Origin of the sequence: Nocardiopsis sp. NPDC057823, from assembly GCF_042797335.1 — a bacterium.
GTDB lineage: Bacteria > Actinomycetota > Actinomycetes > Streptosporangiales > Streptosporangiaceae > Nocardiopsis > Nocardiopsis changdeensis.
This window is the reverse complement of record NZ_JBHVLR010000002.1, coordinates 199,192-215,398: the sequence shown is the minus strand read 5'-3', so window position 1 is coordinate 215,398 and position 16,207 is coordinate 199,192. Positions and strand designations below refer to the sequence as shown.

Genomic DNA, 16,207 nt, shown 5'->3' with positions numbered 1-16,207 from the left:
GTCGGGGGCCCTCAGCGGGGGCCGGCGGTGGCGGTGGCCGGGGCCGCCCACAGCAGGGGAACGGCGGCCGGGTCGCCGGTGGTGCGCCAGCGGTCCAGGCGGGTGCGCTGCCAGTCGGCCAGCGCGCGCACCGGCGCGGGGGCGTCGTGGGCGGCGTCCACGGCGGCGATCAGCTCCGTGAGCGGCCGCTCCCCGGCCGGGACCCCGCCGAAGCGGTGGAAGGCGGCGTTGGTCGGCAGCGCCCACCGGGCCGCGGTGACCAGGTCGGCGCCGTTGCGCAGCAGCGCCGAGGCGGGGCCGAAGGGTTCGGCGAACCGGGTGTCGGCGCCGCTGTCGCAGGCGATGAGCGCCACCCGCGCAGGGGACGGCCACACCTCGTGCCCGGGCCGGCCGTCCGGGGTGCCCAGCAGCAGGTCCTTGGCGCTGAGCGGGCGGTGCCCGCGCACCGGTTCGGCGTGGCCCCCGGTGTCGGCGGTGCAGCACAGGTGGAGCAGGGTGTCCTCGCTCTGGCCGTCCTCCACCGGGGCGGAGGTGGCGTGGCCGACGTAGAGCAGGCGGCGCGCGCCCGCGCGCAGGGCCCCGCCCAGCCAGTGGCGGTCCTGGTCGGTGCGCCGCAGCGCCTCCTGCGGCGCGGCCACCCGGGGCAGCATGTCGTCGGCGGCGCTGTGGGCCTCGACCAGGGCGAGCACGTCCGGGTCGGTGCCCGGCCGCCCCAGCACCGACCCGAGTTCCGAGTCGGCGCGAAAGCCCGGTACGCGCGGGTCCAGGACCAGCACCGCCGGCCCTCCGGGCGAGGGCTCCGGGCGGGGGCCGGCGGTGAGGGCGGCCGGGGCCGCCAGGGACACGTCGGCGAGGTCGAGCAGGCGGGTGCCGTCGGGGTCCGCCGCCAGCAGTTCCCAGGGGACGCGGCCGGTGCGCGGGGACGGCTGGACCCGCACCAGGGGGCGCATGCCCAGCCCCCGGGCGACGGTGCGGATCTGGTCGGTGAGCTCGGCGGGCCAGAGCACCTCGGACAGGCGGGCGGCCAGGGCGCGCTCGGCCGACGGATCGGCGAGCGCGCCGCCCAGGGCCGCGGCGATCCCCTCCGGACCCGGCAGGGCGGCGGACAGCTCCGCCAGCACGGCGTCGGTGTCCGGGCCCGGCGCGTAGCCGGTGCCGAACCCCTGGGCTCCCGCCGTCCAGCGCCAGGACATGTAGAGCCCCCCGGCGTCGGCCAGGCGGACCAGCACCGTCGGCACCGGCTCCGGGTAGGCGCGGTCGGCCCCCGCGACCGGGGCGACGGACCCCTCGGAGACCACCGGGCGGCGGTAGCGGGCCTCGGCCGCGGCGATGTGCTCCTGGAGGGCGAAGCGCCCCGGCGACACCTCCACCCGGGGCACCGGCCCCACCCGCAGCCCCGGGGCGTGGGCGGCCGGAGGCGGGAAGAGCGCGGCGACCGGGTCGGCGGGGCCGGGGGCGCGGTCCACCGCCAGTGGTGCGCCCGCGCAGGCCACCTCCACGAGCTCGAACAGCAGCCCCTGGTCCCCGGTGCTCCAGGCCAGACGGAAGGCCAGGTCGGCGGCGGCGCGGGAGAGCTCGCCCCAGCGGGCGCGGGCGTGCCCGGTGGCGAAGTCCGCGCGCACCGCCGCCAGCGCCAGCGCGACCGGAACCGCCGTGGCCAGGGCCGTGCGCAGCAGCTCGTGTTCGCGGCCCGGGAAGGCCCCCGCCTCCGCGAGGGCGGCGGCGCTCGTGGCCATGAGCAGGTCCACCTGGGCGCAGCGCTCGAACGCCCCCTGCTCCTCGAAGAGGGCGCGGGCCCGGGAGGCGTGCTCCCGCACGGCGGGCAGGTCTCCGGCGGCCAGGGCGCGGCGTGCGTCCTCCAGCAGGCCCTCCCCCAGGGCGGCGCGCACCCCGTGCTCCTCGAACCGGGCGCGGGAGGCCGCGGCCAGGGCCCGGGCGGTGTCGGTGGAGCCGCTCACGCGCGCCAGGGCCGCGCGCACCTGTTCGCAGGCGGCCAGGGAGACGGGGTCGCCCCCGCGCTCGAAGGCGACCGAGGCGCGCAGGTAGAGGCGTTCGGCCTCGGCCACGTCCCCGCGGAGCAGGGCCAGGTGGGCGCGGCCGCCGTCCAGGGAGGGCGGCTCCCCGCCGTGGGCGCGGAAGCGCTCCGCGGCCCGGGCGAGGAGGTCCTCGGCCTCGTCGAGGCGGCCGGTCTCGGCGAGCAGGTCCGCGAGGCCGGAGAGCAGGTAGGGGACGGGGTGCAGGCCGGGGTCGGTGGCCGCCAGGGCGGAGCGGTACAGCTCTTCGGCGGCGCCCCACTCGCCCCGGGTGACCAGGAGGAGGGCGCGGCCGCCCGCGGCCTCGGCGCGGTGGACCTCGGGGGTGACGCTGTCGTCGGCGCGGGCCCCGGCCTCGTCCAGCAGGGCCGCGGCCCGGCCGGTGTCGCCCAGGCGGCGGGCGTTCTCGGCGCGTTCGATGAGGGTGTGGACGAGGATGCCGGTCCAGACGGGGCGGGCGGTGGGGCCGGTGACGTGCGGTCCCAGGGGGCGCAGGAGGGCCAGGGCGCGGTCCAGGTCGGCGGCCCCGCCGGTGAGGTCGGCCAGGCCGACGCGGGCGCGGCCGAGGTCGGAGAGCAGGGTGCCGCGCAGCAGGTCGACCACGGGTGAGGGGTCGAGGCCGCCGGTCGCTTCGAGGAGCCGGTCGAGGATGTCGCGGGCCTCGCGGAAGCGGTGGAGTTCGAGAAGGGTCCCGGCCTTGGCCAGCCACTCGTCGTAGGGTTCGCCGAAGAAGACGCCGTACTCGACGGGGATCTCGTCGGGGGGTCCGCCGGCCATCAGAAGTCCTCGTCCGCGCGGGCGGCGCGGACCTCGGCGGTGAACGGGGGCGGCTCGCCGGGGGCGGCGGGGGCGCCGCGGGCCAGGTCGAGGCGGCGGGCGGCCAGGGAGCGCAGCCGGTCCCGGAACACGGCGGCGCCGGGGCCGCTCGGTCCGGGGTCGAACCCGGGCAGCAGCACCGCGACGTCCAGAGCGGGCACGGCGGCGGCGGGGAGGTCCAGAGCGGCGCCGCCCGCCCAGGCGTCGCCGTCGGGTGCGAGGGGGATCCGGACGGGGGCCGCGCCGGGGGCGGGGACGACCTCGGCGACGGGATGGGCGGACACGCGCGGCCCGAGGGGTCCCATGACCGCGCGCACCTCGATGGAGCGGGCGGCGCCGTGGGCCAGGACCGTCCAGGAGACGGCGGCCTCCGCCGCGTCCAGGAACCCGGCGGGGTGGCGGCACCAGTCGTTGGCGCCGTGGCCGCGTGCCAGGGTCCGGGCGCGCCCGGGTGTTCCGGGGCCCGCCGCGAGGGCGTAGCCGTCGGCACGGGACGGGGCGGCCGGGGGCGCCGCCGCGCCCGTGAGGGCGTCGATGTCGCCGCCGTCGATCCCGGCCGCGTCGGCGACCGCGGCGAGTCCGGCGGCGAGCCCGGGCGGGCCCTCGTCGAGCAGCGCGCCGATCCCGGCGCGGTGCTCCAGCAGCAGGTCGGCGGCCGCGTCCGGGGGCAGGGCGCGGTGGGCCCGGTGGGCGAGAACGGCCAGTTCCAGTCCCAGCAGGTCGGTGTCCAGGGCCGGGACGCCGTCCAGGCGGGAGGCGGGCCACCAGCGGGCCGCCCAGTGGCCCAGGGCCAGGGCGGCCAGGGGCCGCTCCAGGGCGCCCGGCCCGGCGGGGACCCGGACGGTCGTGCCGGGGGCGGCGACGGCGGCGACCGCGCGGGCGGTGTCGGGGCCGTAGAGGTCCCACAGCCACCCCTGGGCGGCGGACACGTCGTCCAGGTGCGCGTCGGGCAGGCCGGACGCGGTGATGTCCGGCCAGGCCAGCAGCCCGCCGTCGGCGTCGACCACCGAGGAGGCGAACAGCGGCGGGGCGGCGCTCCGGCCCGCGAGGGTGACGGTGACGCCGCCCTCGGCCGCGGTGATCTCCACGTCGGTCATGCGCCGCTCCCCCGGCCGCGGGCGGCGGGCGTTCCGGTGCGGGACCGGCGAGCGTGGGACGGGACGGCGCTCATGCGGCACTCCCGGAGGCGTCGGCGGTGTCGTTCGCGGGGGCGGTCAGGGACCGCAGCACCGCGCGGACGCGGGCGCGGTGGTCGCGCAGCACCGAGTAGGCGATGCCGTCCAGCAGCGCCCACAGCTCCGCGGTGTCGGACACCGGCACCGCGTGGGCGTCGCGGCCGTGCAGGCGCGCCCACAGGCGGCGCACATAGGCGGTCCACGGGTCGCGCAGGGCGCGGGCCAGGTCGGCGAAGGGGCCCTGGTCGGCCGCGGGGTCGACGGTGGCGCGGCGGGCCCGGGACACCGAGGACTCGCGCCGCCAGCGCCGGTCCACGGCCCGGTGCGCGGCGGTGGGCCCGGCGCCCGTGCCCAGCGGGTCCAGGCCGACGGCCAGGCGGCCGCCCACCAGGAGCGCGACGCGCAGGGACTCCTCGGCCAGCCCGAGCGGCGCGCAGGCGCGCGCCGCCTCGGCGTCCACCAGTTCGGGCACCGGCGGCAGGCCGTCGTGTCCGGGGGCCCGCAGCAGCGTGAACACCCTCTCGTAGACGCTGCGGTCCAGCGGGGCGGGCAGGGATGTGGTGGAGGCCCCCGCGCCCACCGCGGGCGGCGGCGGAACGGGCTCCGTGGTCAGGCCCAGGTGCGCGGGCGCTCCGGGCCGGCCCCACCCGGAGGCGGCCCCGCCCCACAGCGCCGAGCCCAGGGCGCCGCCGTGGCCCCCGTCGACCAGAGCTGTGAAGGCCTCCCCTCCCCCGCCGTCCGGGCAGCCGTCCAGCACCGCGTCCGCCAGCGCCCGGGTCCCCTCTTTCGGCGCCGGGCCCGCGGGCGGCGGCAGGGGGCGGGACTCCCAGGCGGCGGCCAGGGCGGAGGCGACGGCACGGGCGCGCGCGGGGTCGGCCAGGTGGCCGCGCAGGGCGGACACCGTGCGGTCGCCCTGGTCGGCCGCCTCCAGGACGGCGGCGCGGGCGACCTCCTCGGCGTCGGGGCCGTCGGGGGCGCCGTGCTCGGTAGCGAGTTCGTAGCACCGCTGGAAGTACAGGTCCTGGGGGTTGCCCCCGACCACCTTCAGTGCCCGGCGCACCCGCTTGAGCAGCGCGAACCAGCGGGCCGTGGCCACCAGGCGGGGCCCGTCGGCGCGCAGCAGCCCGGCCGCCAGGTCGGCGGCCCGCGCGGTGAGCAGGTCCCCGGCCAGGTCCGGGCGCAGCACCGGCCGCAGTACCAGGGGCAGGACGACCAGCTTCACCGAGCGGGTGAGCGGGGCGCCGTCGGGGCCGCTCAGCGGTTCCAGGCCGGGGCCGAGCGCGCGCCAGGCCCGGTCGATGACCTGCGACCGGGGGCGGAGTCGTTCATCGGGGGTCTCCGGCACGGAACGACGATACCCGGCCCCCTGGACCCCGCCCGCCCGGAACCTGGGATCGGTAGGCGGGGGCCGCGGTGTGGACTGTGGACGGCAGAGAGACCGAGAGAGACCGACCGCCGAGGAGGCGTCCCATGTCCGTGGTGAGAACGGTGTTGCGTCTGGTGTTCGCCGTCGAGGTGCTGGTCGGGCTGGGCCTGCTCGGCGGGTACCTGTGGCTGGGGCTGAACGCCCCGGCCGGCGGGTTCCCCAGCCCCTGGGAGTCGTACCTGGGGATGGCGATCGGCGGCGGCGTCGTGCTGCTGACGTCGCTCTTCACGCTGAGGATCGAGTCGTCGCTCCGGGGCCTGGGCGGCGCGAAGGCGATGGCGGCCGCCCCGATCGCGGTCGGCACCGTCACCGACTGGCGGCGCACCGGGCTGACCGTCAACGACGCCCCGCAGATCGCCGTCACCCTGGACGTGGAGACCCCGGAGGGGCACCGGTTCACCGCCGTGGCCAAGGAACTGCTCGACCCGGCCGAGGTGGGCCTGCTGGAGCCGGGCGTCCTGCTGCCGGTGCGCTACCGCCCCGACCGCCCGGGCGTGGTCGCCATCGACCGCAGCGGCGACCAGGCGGCGGCGCAGGCGGCCTTCGACGCGGTGATGCTGCGGGCGGGGCTGACCACCCCGCGGGCGCTGGAGATCGCCGCGCACGGGATCCCCGCCCAGGGCGTCATCACCGAGGTCCGCCCGACGGGGAACCTGGTCGACGGCAACCCGGAGATGGACGTGGAGGTCGCGGTGACCCGCCCCGACGGCGGCGTCTTCCACACCCGCACGGTCAAGCGGCTGCCCGCCCGCCTGTCGACGTCCCTCCAGGTCGGCCGGGTGGTCACCGTCCACTACCTGCCGGGCCGGGAGGACGAGATCACCATCCAGACCCCCGCCAACCCCGGTGTCCACTGATCCGGTGCCGGAGGCGGCCGCCCCTCCGCGTTCCCCGCGGGGAGGCGCCTTCGGTACGCTGTTCCGTCGCCGGACGGAACACGGGCGAGGAACACGAGGGCCGCGGGAGGGCGCATGTCGGTCGGAGAGCGGCTCCGGGTCCCCATCGGGGCCGCACCCGGGTGGTCGACCGCCCCGGACGCCCGGCGGGTCCTGGTGGTGGCGCACACGGTCACCGCGCTGACCCGCCTTCTCGACATCATCCCGCTCCTGGAATCCGACCCCCGGGTACAGCTCGTCTTCACCCGGGCGCGAACCTCGAACTTCCGCGAGGGGGTCACCGAATTCCTCGCCGACATCGGCGCGGCGGTGGCCCCCTGGGAACAGGCGGTGGAAGAGGAATTCGACCTCGCCGTCTCGGCCAGCTACGGGGACGACCTGCACCTGGTCAAGGCCCCTATGGTCGTCTTCTCCCACGGGGCCGGTTACAACAAGCTGGTGAAGCCGGAAAGCCGGAAAGCCGGCCGGGCCTTTCCCGCGGATTCCGATTCCGTTCCCGGCCCCGACGCCGTCTTCGGTCTCTCCCGTGAGACCCTCCTGCGCGACGGCGCCCTCATCCCCCGGACGCTCGTCCTCTCCCACACCGAGCAGCGCGACCGCCTCGCCGCCGCCTGCCCCGAGGCCCTGGACTCCGCCGTCGTCGCGGGCGACCCGACCTACGACCGCATCCTCGCCGGGCTCCCCTGGCGCGACCGCTACCGCGACCACCTGGAGGCCGGCGGCCGCCGCCTGGTCCTGATCAGCTCCACCTGGGGCCCCACCTCCCTCCTCGGCGCCCGGCCCGACCTCCCCCTGCGCCTGCTGGAGGAACTGCCGGTCGACGAGTACCGCGTCGCCCTGGCCCTGCACCCCAACGTCTGGCACGGCCACGGCCCCTGGCAGGTGCGCGCCTGGCTGGCCGACGCCGAACGGGCGGGGCTGCGCGTCCTGCCGCCCCGCAGCGGCTGGCAGGCCGCCCTCGTGGCGGCCGACCACGTCATCGGCGACCACGGGTCGGTGACGTTCTACGGCGCCGCGCTGGGGACCCACACCGTGCTCGGCGCCTTCCCCGACCACGAACTGGCGGCCTCCTCCCCCATCGCCGGTTTCGGCCGCGCGGCGACCCGGCTCGACCCGGACGCGCCCCTGCTCCCCCAGCTGACCGCGGACGCCGCCCGGCACACCCCGGACCGGTTCGCCGCCACCACGCGCCTGCTGACCTCGGTCCCGGGCGGGTCGGCGGCGGTGCTGCGGTCCGCCTTCTACAAGCTCCTGGGCCTGTCCGAACCGGACCGGCCGGTGCGCGTCGTCCCGCCCGAGCCGCCGGTCGCGTACCGGCGGGGGTGGCCCGACACCGCGGGCGTCCCGCCGCTGATCGCCACGGCCGAGCCCGACCCCGCCGACCCGACCGCCGTCCGGGTGACCCGGCGTCCGGCGGAGCCCGTCGCCGCCGGACGGCTGTCGCTGCGCCGCCCGCACACGGTCGTGCACGCCGACGAGCCCCAGACACGGTGGCGCGACGCCGCCGACGCGGTGCTGTGCGGACCCGCGCCCGACGACCCGTGGCGGCGGCTCGCCGACGCCCTGGCCGCCCTGCCCGGCGCCCGGCTGGCCGCCGAGGCCGACGGGGACGCCTGCCTGGTGCTGGACCGCGACGGCGTCCGCCACCGGTTGGTCCCGCGCGGCGCCGCCGCCCCGGACCCGACCGCGTACGCGTCGGCGTTCCTGCGGCTGCGCCGCACCGTCGCCGAACCGGACGGCCTGGTGTGCACCGTGAGGATCGGCGACCGGGAGGTCCGCGTCGGGGTGGAGCGCTTGGGCCCCTGAGCGAGTCCGACCGGTCAGCCCGGGTCGGCGAGCCGGTACCGCACCTGTGCCACCAGGTGGCGGGCCCCGGCCCGGGTGTAGTGCTCCAGGGCGGTCTCCAGCGCCGCCCGCGCGGCGGCGGGGTCCGTCGGCTCCAGGGCGTCGGCGCGCTTGACGCACATGTCGCCGGTCCGGCGGTCGTCGCCGAGCCGGGTGTGCAGTTCGGCCGCGGCGTCCCACTGCTCCAGCGCCCGTTCCCGGTCGCCGCACGCCAGCAGCAGGTCGCCCAGGGCGGCGCCGACCCGCGCCCGGTTGTGCAGGTCGTCGGGGCGCTTGAGGAGCACCAGGTCGCGGGCCCGGACCAGCAGCCCGCGGGCGGCGTCGCGGTCCCCCTGCTCCAGGCGGACCTGGGCGAGCTTGCGGGAGGCGTTGAGCACGGCACGCGGGTCGAGCGGCTCGGCGGCCTCGGCGACGGCCAGCGCCTCCGCGAACCGTTCGGCGGCCGGTGCCGGACGCCCCTCCTCCCGCTCCACGTCGCCGACGGCCTCCAGGGCGGTGAGCAGCACCGGAGGCTGTACCGGCTCGGCGTCCCGGGCCAGCTCCAGGGCGAGTTCGGCGTCCTCGCGCGCCTGTTCCAGGGAGCCGTCGCGCCGGTAGGCGATGGAACGCTGCACGCACAGGCGGGACAGCCGGGCGGGCGACAGGCGGTGGGTGCCCAGGGCGTGCCGGAGCACCTCGGTGTGGGTATCGACCACGTCCGCGAAGAGGCCCGAGGTGAACCAGTACGCCCACAGGTGCTCGCACAGCTCGGCGGCCCGCCGGTGCTCGCCGCGCACCGCCGCGTGCATGACGGCGGCGCGCAGGGCCGCCCGGTCGGGCTCCAGGGCCAGGCGGGCGGCCCCGCCGTCCTCGAAGCGGGGGCCCGCCGTGTCGGGGAACGCCGAGTCGTGGTCGAGGTCGGCCTGGAGCCAGCGGCCGGGCAGCAGCGCCCGGTGGGCGGCCGCGGCGAGCCCGAAGTAGTACTCCAGGACCCGTCCGAACACCGCGGCCCGGTCGTGGGCCCGCGCCCCCAGCTCGCGCTGGGCGCGGGCGGTCCGGAACCGGTACCTGCCCCCCGGTGCGGCGGTGAGCACGTCCCCCTCCACCAGGGCCGCCAGCAGGGCTCCGGCGTCCTCGCCGGGGAGGACGCGGGCGGCCACCCCCGCCCCGAAGTCGGTCTCGGGGTGGCAGGACAGCGCCACGGCCGCCGCGCGCACCGGCGCGGGCAGGCCCGCGCCCTCGCCGTCCCCGTCCCGCGGCCCGGCCGGGGCGGGGACGATGAGGCTCCGGTGCACGGCGGCCAGGGCGCCGGCGGCCCGGCGGCGGCGCAGCCGCCGGATGTTGCGGCCCACCTGGAGCAGCAGGTGCGGGCTGCCTCCGGTGTAGCCGGCCAGGTCCTCGACCAGGCGGCGGTCCTCGTCGGTCTCCGGCTCCACCCCGGCCTTGGCGCACAGCAGTTCCACCGCGTGCTCGGCCGCCAGGGCGCCGATGCCGATCCACTCGTCCTGCACGTGCGGCAGCACCTCGTCGAACTCGAAGTCGTGGGCGGTCGCCACGACCGTGAGGCTGCCGGGGGCGGTGGACACGAAGGGCAGGACGTCGTTGACCCCGGCCGGGGCGTCCACCAGGACGGCGACGGCGCCCCGGCCGGCGAACTCCCCCTGGAGGCGGTCGCGCCGCCTGCGCTGCCCGGCGGGGATCTCCTCGACCCCCATCCGCCGCAGGATCTCGCTGACGGACTCGGCCACCCCGTCGCGTTCGACGTCGGCGAAGAAGTACCCGCCGGAGAAGCGCCGCGGGTCCCGGACGAAGACCTCGTGCAGGACCTTGAGTCCGAACGCGGTGGCCCCGCTGCCGCGCGGGGTCGCCTGGACGACGAGCACGCGGGCGTGCGGGCCCCCGTCCAGGGCGAAGTCCCGGGCCCGCTCCAGCTCCCCGTCGCGGTTGACGAACAGGGGCGGGGCGGGGACGGCGTAGAGCGGCGCGCCACCGCCCTGCGGCCCGACCATGTTCACGGTGATGTCGCGCCCCATCATGGTGGTCCCGCCACTGACATCGCCGACACTGTTCTCGGTGCGGGCGGGTTCGGGCCGTTCGTCGCTCAAGGTGCCACCTCACGGGTGTCGCGCTGCCGGGGTAGGGGCAGCCTACCGATCCGGTCCCGACCGGGGCCGCGTCACTGGCAGCGGGGCGGGCGGTGCCCTAGCCTGTGCGCGGCAGCATCCGCCCCCGTAAGAACCGTGGTGAGCATGAACGACGTCAAGCCCCGTCCCCTCGGCGACTCCGATCTGTACGTCTCCCGGCTGTGCCTGGGCGGGAACGTGTTCGGGTGGACCGCGGACGAACCGACCTCCTTCCGCGTCCTGGACGACTTCGTCGCGGGCGGCGGCACCTTCGTGGACACCGCCGACGGCTACTCCGCCTGGGTGCCCGGCCACCAAGGCGGGGAGTCCGAGACCGTCATCGGGCACTGGCTGGCCGACCGGGGCCGCCCCGAGGGCCTGGTGCTGGCCACCAAGGTGAGTGAGCACCCCGGGTTCCCGGGCCTGTCGGCGGCCAACATCCACGCCGCGGCCGACGCCTCGCTCGAGCGGTTGGGCGTGGACGCCATCGACCTGTACTACGCGCACTTCGACGACGCGGCCACCCCGCTGGAGGAGAGCGCCCGCGCCTTCTCCGAGCTGGTGGACGCGGGCAGGGTTCGCCGCATCGGCCTGTCCAACTACACGCCCGACCGCATCCGCGCCTGGCTGGACATCTGCGCAGACCGGGGCCTGCACGCCCCGGTCTGCGTCCAGCCGCACTACAGCCTGCTGGCACGGGACGCGGAGGACGCGCTGGTGCCTCTGGCACGGGAGCGCGGGCTGGCCCTGCTGCCGTACCACGGGCTGGCGCGCGGCTTCCTCACCGGCAAGTACCGGCCGGGCGGCCCGGCCGTGGACAGCCCTCGGGCGGGCCGGGCCTCGGCGTTCCTGGAGGACGAACGGGCGCTACGCGTCCTGGACGCCCTGGACACGGTGGCCGGGCGGCTGGGCGTCGCGCAGGCCGCCGTGGCGCTGGCCTGGCTGGCCGACCGTCCGACGGTGTCCTCGGTGCTGGCCAGCGCCCGCAACCCCGAGCAGCTGGCGGACCTGCTGCCGGTCAACACGCTGGTGCTGGACGAGGAGTCCACCGCCCTGCTGGACGAGGCCTCCGCCCCCTGACCCGCGGACGGGCACCCGGGTACCGGCTGCAACCGCACCGGTCCCGGGTGCATCACACGTCCCATGAGTAACGGCATCACCGGACCCCTCACCGAAGAGCAGCAGCGCGAGTACGTCGAGGACGGGCTCCCCGACCTGGAGGACATCTTCCAGGGCTACCCCTCCTACGATCCGTTCGGTCGCGTCGCGGCGGCGGCCTCCGGGCTGCTCGCCGACCTGTCGGCGGAGCGTCCCGTCGTGATCTCCCTGCTGTCCACCCTGTCGGTCGTCTACTGGGCCGCGACGGTCGAGGGCAACGACGACCGGCAGTGGGCGGACATCCGGACGATGCGCACCGAGGTGCACCGGGCGTTCTCCGAGGCCGTGCGCCTGCTGGCCCCGCTCGCCGAGGAGCCCTGCGGGCACGGCCGGCACCCGGCCGAGGACGGGTTCGGTCCCGACGACTTCGAGTCCCTCGCCCTACAGCTGCGGGACGTGGACGGCGTGCTGGAGTACGAGGGCTTCGACCGGGAGGACCCGGAGGAGCTCGCGGAGGCGGAGGAGTCGCACGGGCGGCTGTCCCGGGAGTGGGGCTGTGCCCACAACCTCCTGCTCCTGGCCCGGCAGGGCCGGAGGGAGATCTCCGCCTCCCTGGACGAGATCCCCGCCCCCGCCTCGGCGGAGGTCGCCGGGTAGTCCCCGGATCGCCCCGCCCGTCCCCCTACGGCTCGGGCGGGGCCCGCCGCGGCACGGCACCGCGACCACCCTGACACCGGGCCTCCGACGGAATCCCTTACCGGACACCGGACACATCGTCACTTAGGGTTATCAGGTCATTACATTCTCGCCCGGGGGACGCACACGATGACCACCGACCTTCCCGACGACGGCGACCGCTCGTTCGACGAGTTCCTGGCCCGGTTCCTGGGCTCCTCGCGCGGCCAGGTGCGCCGCGTGGACCTGTCCAAGCTGATGAGCCCGGAGGCCCGCCAGGTCGCCGACACCGCCGTCCGCCGCGCCCTGGAGAACGGCAGCGCCGACGTGGACAGCGTCCACCTGCTCTGGGCCCTGCTGCGGTACCAGCCCACCCGCGACCTCGTCGAACGCACCGCGGGCGACGCCGGCCGCATGGAGGAGGTGATCGACCAGGCCGCCGCCCACGCTCCCAGGTCGGTGCGCGCCTCGGCCCTGCTCACCCCCTCCGCCAAGCGCGGCCTGCTGGACGCCTTCCAGATCGCCCGCGCCACCGGCAGCTCCAGCATCACGCCCGAGCACCTGCTGTTCGCGCTCGCCGTCAACCCCGACAGCGCCGTCGGGCGGCTGCTGCGCGACTCCGGGGTGACCCCGCAGAGCCTCCAGCGGGCCGCGGGCCCGGCCCCCGCCGCGGCGGAACAGGCCGAGGGGGAACCGTCCGCCACGCCCACCCTCGACGAGTTCGGCACCGACATGACCGGGCTCGCCCGCGAGGGCCGCCTCGACCCGGTCGTGGGCCGCGACGACGAGGTCGACCAGTGCATCGAGGTGCTGGCCCGGCGCCGCAAGAACAACCCCGTCCTCATCGGCGACCCAGGCGTCGGCAAGACCGCCATCGTCGAGGGGATCGCCCAGCGCATCTCCGACGACGACGTGCCCGAGACGCTGCGCGGCCGCCGCCTGGTCCAGGTCGACCTGGCCGGGCTGGTCGCCGGGACGCGCTACCGGGGCGACTTCGAGGAGCGCCTCACCACGCTCATCGACGAGATCCGCGCCCGGTCCGACCGGCTGCTGGTCTTCATCGACGAGATCCACACCATCGTCGGCGCCGGGGCCGCCGAGGGGTCGATGAACGCCGGGAACATGCTCAAGCCCGCGCTGGCCCGCGGCGAGCTGCACATCATCGGCGCCACCACCGTCGACGAGTACCGCAAGAACATCGAGAAGGACGCCGCCCTGGAGCGCCGGTTCCAGCCGATCCTGGTGCCCGAGCCCTCGGTCGAGGACACCATCGAGATCCTGCGCGGCCTCCAGGACCGGTACGAGGCCCACCACCAGGTGCGCTTCAGCGACGAGAGCCTGGTGGCGGCCGCCGAGCTGTCCGACCGCTACGTCACCGACCGGTTCCTGCCCGACAAGGCCATCGACCTGGTCGACCAGGCGGGTGCCCGGGTCCGGCTGCGGCTCAGGACCTCCAGCTCCGCGCTGCGCGAGCTGGAGGAGCGGCTCGAGAACCTGGAGGAGCAGAAGGAGAAGGCCGTCCAGGACGAGGACTACGAGCGGGCCTCGGCGCTGCGCGACGAGATCAACGCCGCCCGGAGCTCCGTCCACCAGGCGCGCGGCACCGGATCGGCGGTGCCGGAGGTGACCGCCGCCGACATCGCCGAGGTGGTCTCGCGCAGCACCGGGATCCCCGTCGCCCGGCTCACGCAGGAGGAGCGCGAGCGCCTGGTCGGCCTGGAGGAGGTGCTGCACGAGCGGGTGATCGGCCAGGACGAGGCGGTCACCGCGGTGTCGGAGGCCATCCGCCGCTCCCGCGCCGGGCTCGGCGACCCCGACCGGCCGGTGGGCAGCTTCCTGTTCCTGGGGCCGACCGGGGTCGGCAAGACGGAGCTGGCCAAGGCGCTGGCGGTGGCGCTGTTCGGGTCCGAGGACGCGCTGGTGCGGATCGACATGAGCGAGTTCCAGGAGCGGCACACCACCAGCCGCCTGACCGGCGCCCCGCCCGGGTTCGTCGGGTACGAGGAGGCGGGCCAGCTGACCGAGGCGGTGCGCCGCCACCCGTACTCGGTGCTGCTGCTGGACGAGGTCGAGAAGGCCCACCCCGACGTGTTCAACCTGCTGTTGCAGCTGCTCGACGACGGGCGCCTCACCGACGGGCAGGGGCGGACGGTGGACTTCCGCAACACGGTGGTGATCATGACCAGCAACCTGGGATCGGAGGCGATCACCGGCGGGGCCCCGATGGGGTTCACGAGCGACGGGCAGATGGACCCCGACACCGAGCAGCGGGTGATGCGGCGGCTGCGGGAGGAGTTCCGGCCCGAGTTCATCAACCGGATCGACGAGATCGTGGTCTTCCGGCAGTTGGACCGCGAGGAGCTGGACCGCATCACCCGGCTGATGCTGGCCGAGACCGAACGGCGGCTCAAGGCCCAGGGGATCACGATCCGCTTCACCGACGAGGCGGTGGGGTGGCTGTCCCGGCAGGGGTACCAGCCCGCGTACGGGGCGCGGCCGCTGGCCCGCACCATCCAGCGCAACGTGGGCAACCGGCTGTCGCGGATGGTGCTGGACGGGCAGCTCGCCGAGGGCGACGACGTGGTCGTGGACGCGGGCGGGGAGGACGGCCTGCGGATCTCCACCGCGTCCTCGGCCTGATCCGGTCCGGGCCCGGCGGCCCGGGCGCGCGGCCGTCCGGGCCGCGACGGCGGGACCGCCGGTGTCCGAAGGCCCGGGGGCGGTGAGCGGGGCGCGTCCGCGCGGCGCGCCCCGCCCGCGTGCGGGGGTCAGGCGGAGGTGCCGCTCTCGCGGATGCGGTCCCTGATCCACTCCCCCGCCGGCTTGAGCGAGTCCCAGTCGCCCGAGGAGCACGACCCGGTCCGGAAGACCGCGCCGGAGCGGAAGTCGTCGGAGAAGTTCCAGTTGACCCAGCTGATCTGCTCCTGCTCCATCAGGTCGAGGTAGGCCTGGGCGGAGGCGAAGTCGTCGGGCCCGTCGCCCGTGTACTCCTGGGTGCCGAACTCGGTCACGAACAGCGGCAGCTCCCGCGCGGCGGCGCGGAGGCCCTCGCGGTGGTAGGACGTGTGCGAGGCCGCGTAGAAGTGGAAGACGTACATGATGTTGTCCGCGTCCACCGGGTCCGCGGTGATCTCCCGGTGGTCCCCGTTCTCGGAGAGGCCCAGCGAGGACCAGCCGCGGGTGCCCACCAGCACGACCGCCTCGGGGTCCCGGGCGCGGATGACCGGGATGACCTGCTCGGCGTAGCCCTTGATGGAGGACCACGGCACGCCGCTGGGCTCGTTGGCGATCTCGTACAGCACGTTGTCCTTGTCGGCGTGCACGTCGGCGATCTCGGCGAAGAAGGTGCGGGCGGCGTCGAGGTTGTGGTTGGGGTCCCCCGGGCTGAGCATGTGCCAGTCGACGATGACGTACATGCCGCGCTCGGTGGCCTCCCCGATGAGCTCGTGGACCCGGTCGGTGAAGCCGCGCGGGTCGGTCTCGTAGCCGCCCTCCTGGATGTACATGGACACGCGCAGCACGTCGGCGTTCCAGTCGTGGGCCAGGGTGTCCAGCGAGGCGTCGGTGAGGCAGTGGTCGAACCACTGGAGGCCGTGGGAGCTCATCCCGGTGAGCTGGACCCGCTGTCCGTTCTCGTCGCAGAGCTTGATGCCGCACACGCGCAGCCGCCCGTGTTCGCCCACCGGGGTGGCGGCGGCGTCCGCGTCGGCGGGGGCGGGGTCGGGGTCCGCGGCGGCCTGGCCGTGGACGGTGAACGCGGCGGTCGCGGCCAGGCCGAGGCCCAGGAGCACTGACCCGGCGCGGGCGAGGCGCCCGGGGGCGGTGCGGGGCTTGCGGGCGCGGCGGGGCGAGGGGTGGGGCACGGCTTCCTCCGGCGGGGGGCGGCGGTCCGATGCGGCCGGGGCCGGGGCCGCACCGAACCGGAAGGAGTCCTTCCTGTCCGAAACCTAAGCCTCCGTCACGCTGGGGTCAATCCCCCTTACGGAACGGATTCGCCCCGGGCGACACCCTCCCCGCCGGGCACCGCCGTCACCGGCGGGAACGGCCCGGCCGGCCCCGGCTCAGGCCGGCTCGGGCTGGGGCTCCGGCGGGGGCGGCTCGGGGAAGGGGCCGGGGCCCGGCGGTTCGGGATCCGGCCCCG

Annotated in this window: 10 protein-coding genes; 5 read left to right on the top strand and 5 right to left on the bottom strand. The window is 76.6% G+C overall.

From position 1 onward, the window contains the following. Positions 1 to 11: 11 nt before the first annotated feature. From ACFVNO_RS05260 to ACFVNO_RS05250, 3 genes are all read right to left on the bottom strand, one after another. Positions 12 to 2,810 (bottom strand): tetratricopeptide repeat protein, encoded by a 2,799-nt coding sequence (locus ACFVNO_RS05260; protein WP_378889540.1) that lies wholly within the window; start codon positions 2,808 to 2,810, stop codon positions 12 to 14. After that, positions 2,810 to 3,946, bottom strand: a complete 1,137-nt coding sequence (locus ACFVNO_RS05255; protein WP_378889537.1) for a hypothetical protein — start codon at positions 3,944 to 3,946, stop codon at positions 2,810 to 2,812. Before ACFVNO_RS05255 ends, ACFVNO_RS05260 begins: the two co-directional genes overlap by 1 nt. Before the next feature lie 70 nt (positions 3,947 to 4,016). Continuing rightward, positions 4,017 to 5,369, bottom strand: coding sequence for a hypothetical protein (locus tag ACFVNO_RS05250; protein ID WP_355255573.1), 1,353 nt, complete (start codon positions 5,367 to 5,369; stop codon positions 4,017 to 4,019). A gap of 125 nt (positions 5,370 to 5,494) precedes the next feature. Between ACFVNO_RS05250 and ACFVNO_RS05245 the strand changes: the two genes are divergently transcribed. Beyond that, on the top strand, positions 5,495 to 6,307 hold the full coding sequence (locus ACFVNO_RS05245) for a DUF3592 domain-containing protein (protein WP_355255576.1): 813 nt from the start codon (positions 5,495 to 5,497) through the stop codon (positions 6,305 to 6,307). Positions 6,308 to 6,421: 114 nt separating this feature from the next. Next, a complete protein-coding gene (locus tag ACFVNO_RS05240; RefSeq protein ID WP_378889533.1) occupies positions 6,422 to 8,152 on the top strand; it encodes a hypothetical protein in 1,731 nt (576 codons plus the stop codon). Positions 8,153 to 8,166: 14 nt separating this feature from the next. Here the strand turns inward: ACFVNO_RS05240 and ACFVNO_RS05235 are convergent, their stop codons facing one another. Continuing rightward, on the bottom strand, positions 8,167 to 10,275 hold the full coding sequence (locus ACFVNO_RS05235) for a hypothetical protein (RefSeq protein WP_378889530.1): 2,109 nt from the start codon (positions 10,273 to 10,275) through the stop codon (positions 8,167 to 8,169). A gap of 144 nt (positions 10,276 to 10,419) precedes the next feature. Between ACFVNO_RS05235 and ACFVNO_RS05230 the strand changes: the two genes are divergently transcribed. From ACFVNO_RS05230 to ACFVNO_RS05220, 3 genes are all read left to right on the top strand, one after another. Then, positions 10,420 to 11,373 (top strand): aldo/keto reductase, encoded by a 954-nt coding sequence (locus ACFVNO_RS05230; RefSeq protein ID WP_355255585.1) that lies wholly within the window; start codon positions 10,420 to 10,422, stop codon positions 11,371 to 11,373. A gap of 63 nt (positions 11,374 to 11,436) precedes the next feature. Further along, positions 11,437 to 12,048 (top strand): hypothetical protein, encoded by a 612-nt coding sequence (locus tag ACFVNO_RS05225; protein ID WP_378889527.1) that lies wholly within the window; start codon positions 11,437 to 11,439, stop codon positions 12,046 to 12,048. Between the two features lie 168 nt (positions 12,049 to 12,216). Continuing rightward, the gene (locus tag ACFVNO_RS05220; protein ID WP_355255590.1) at positions 12,217 to 14,706 is read left to right on the top strand and encodes an ATP-dependent Clp protease ATP-binding subunit; all 2,490 of its coding nucleotides are present in this window, start codon (positions 12,217 to 12,219) and stop codon (positions 14,704 to 14,706) included. A 128-nt stretch (positions 14,707 to 14,834) separates the two neighbouring features. Here ACFVNO_RS05220 and ACFVNO_RS05215 read toward each other — a convergent pair whose 3' ends face one another. Then, entirely contained in the window at positions 14,835 to 15,929 is a 1,095-nt protein-coding gene (locus ACFVNO_RS05215; RefSeq protein ID WP_378889524.1) for a glycoside hydrolase family 5 protein, read from the bottom strand. Positions 15,930 to 16,207 lie beyond the last annotated feature (278 nt).

Excerpts from the sequence above, each read along its gene's own strand:
- ACFVNO_RS05255 (WP_378889537.1), bottom strand. The coding sequence starts at position 3,946 with ATGACCGACGTGGAGATCACCGCGGCCGAGGGCGGCGTCACCGTCACC.
- ACFVNO_RS05240 (WP_378889533.1), top strand. The coding sequence starts at position 6,422 with ATGTCGGTCGGAGAGCGGCTCCGGGTCCCCATCGGGGCCGCACCCGGG.
- ACFVNO_RS05260 (WP_378889540.1), bottom strand. The coding sequence starts at position 2,810 with ATGGCCGGCGGACCCCCCGACGAGATCCCCGTCGAGTACGGCGTCTTC.
- ACFVNO_RS05245 (WP_355255576.1), top strand. The coding sequence starts at position 5,495 with ATGTCCGTGGTGAGAACGGTGTTGCGTCTGGTGTTCGCCGTCGAGGTG.
- ACFVNO_RS05230 (WP_355255585.1), top strand. The coding sequence starts at position 10,420 with ATGAACGACGTCAAGCCCCGTCCCCTCGGCGACTCCGATCTGTACGTC.
- ACFVNO_RS05220 (WP_355255590.1), top strand. The coding sequence starts at position 12,217 with ATGACCACCGACCTTCCCGACGACGGCGACCGCTCGTTCGACGAGTTC.
- ACFVNO_RS05225 (WP_378889527.1), top strand. The coding sequence starts at position 11,437 with ATGAGTAACGGCATCACCGGACCCCTCACCGAAGAGCAGCAGCGCGAG.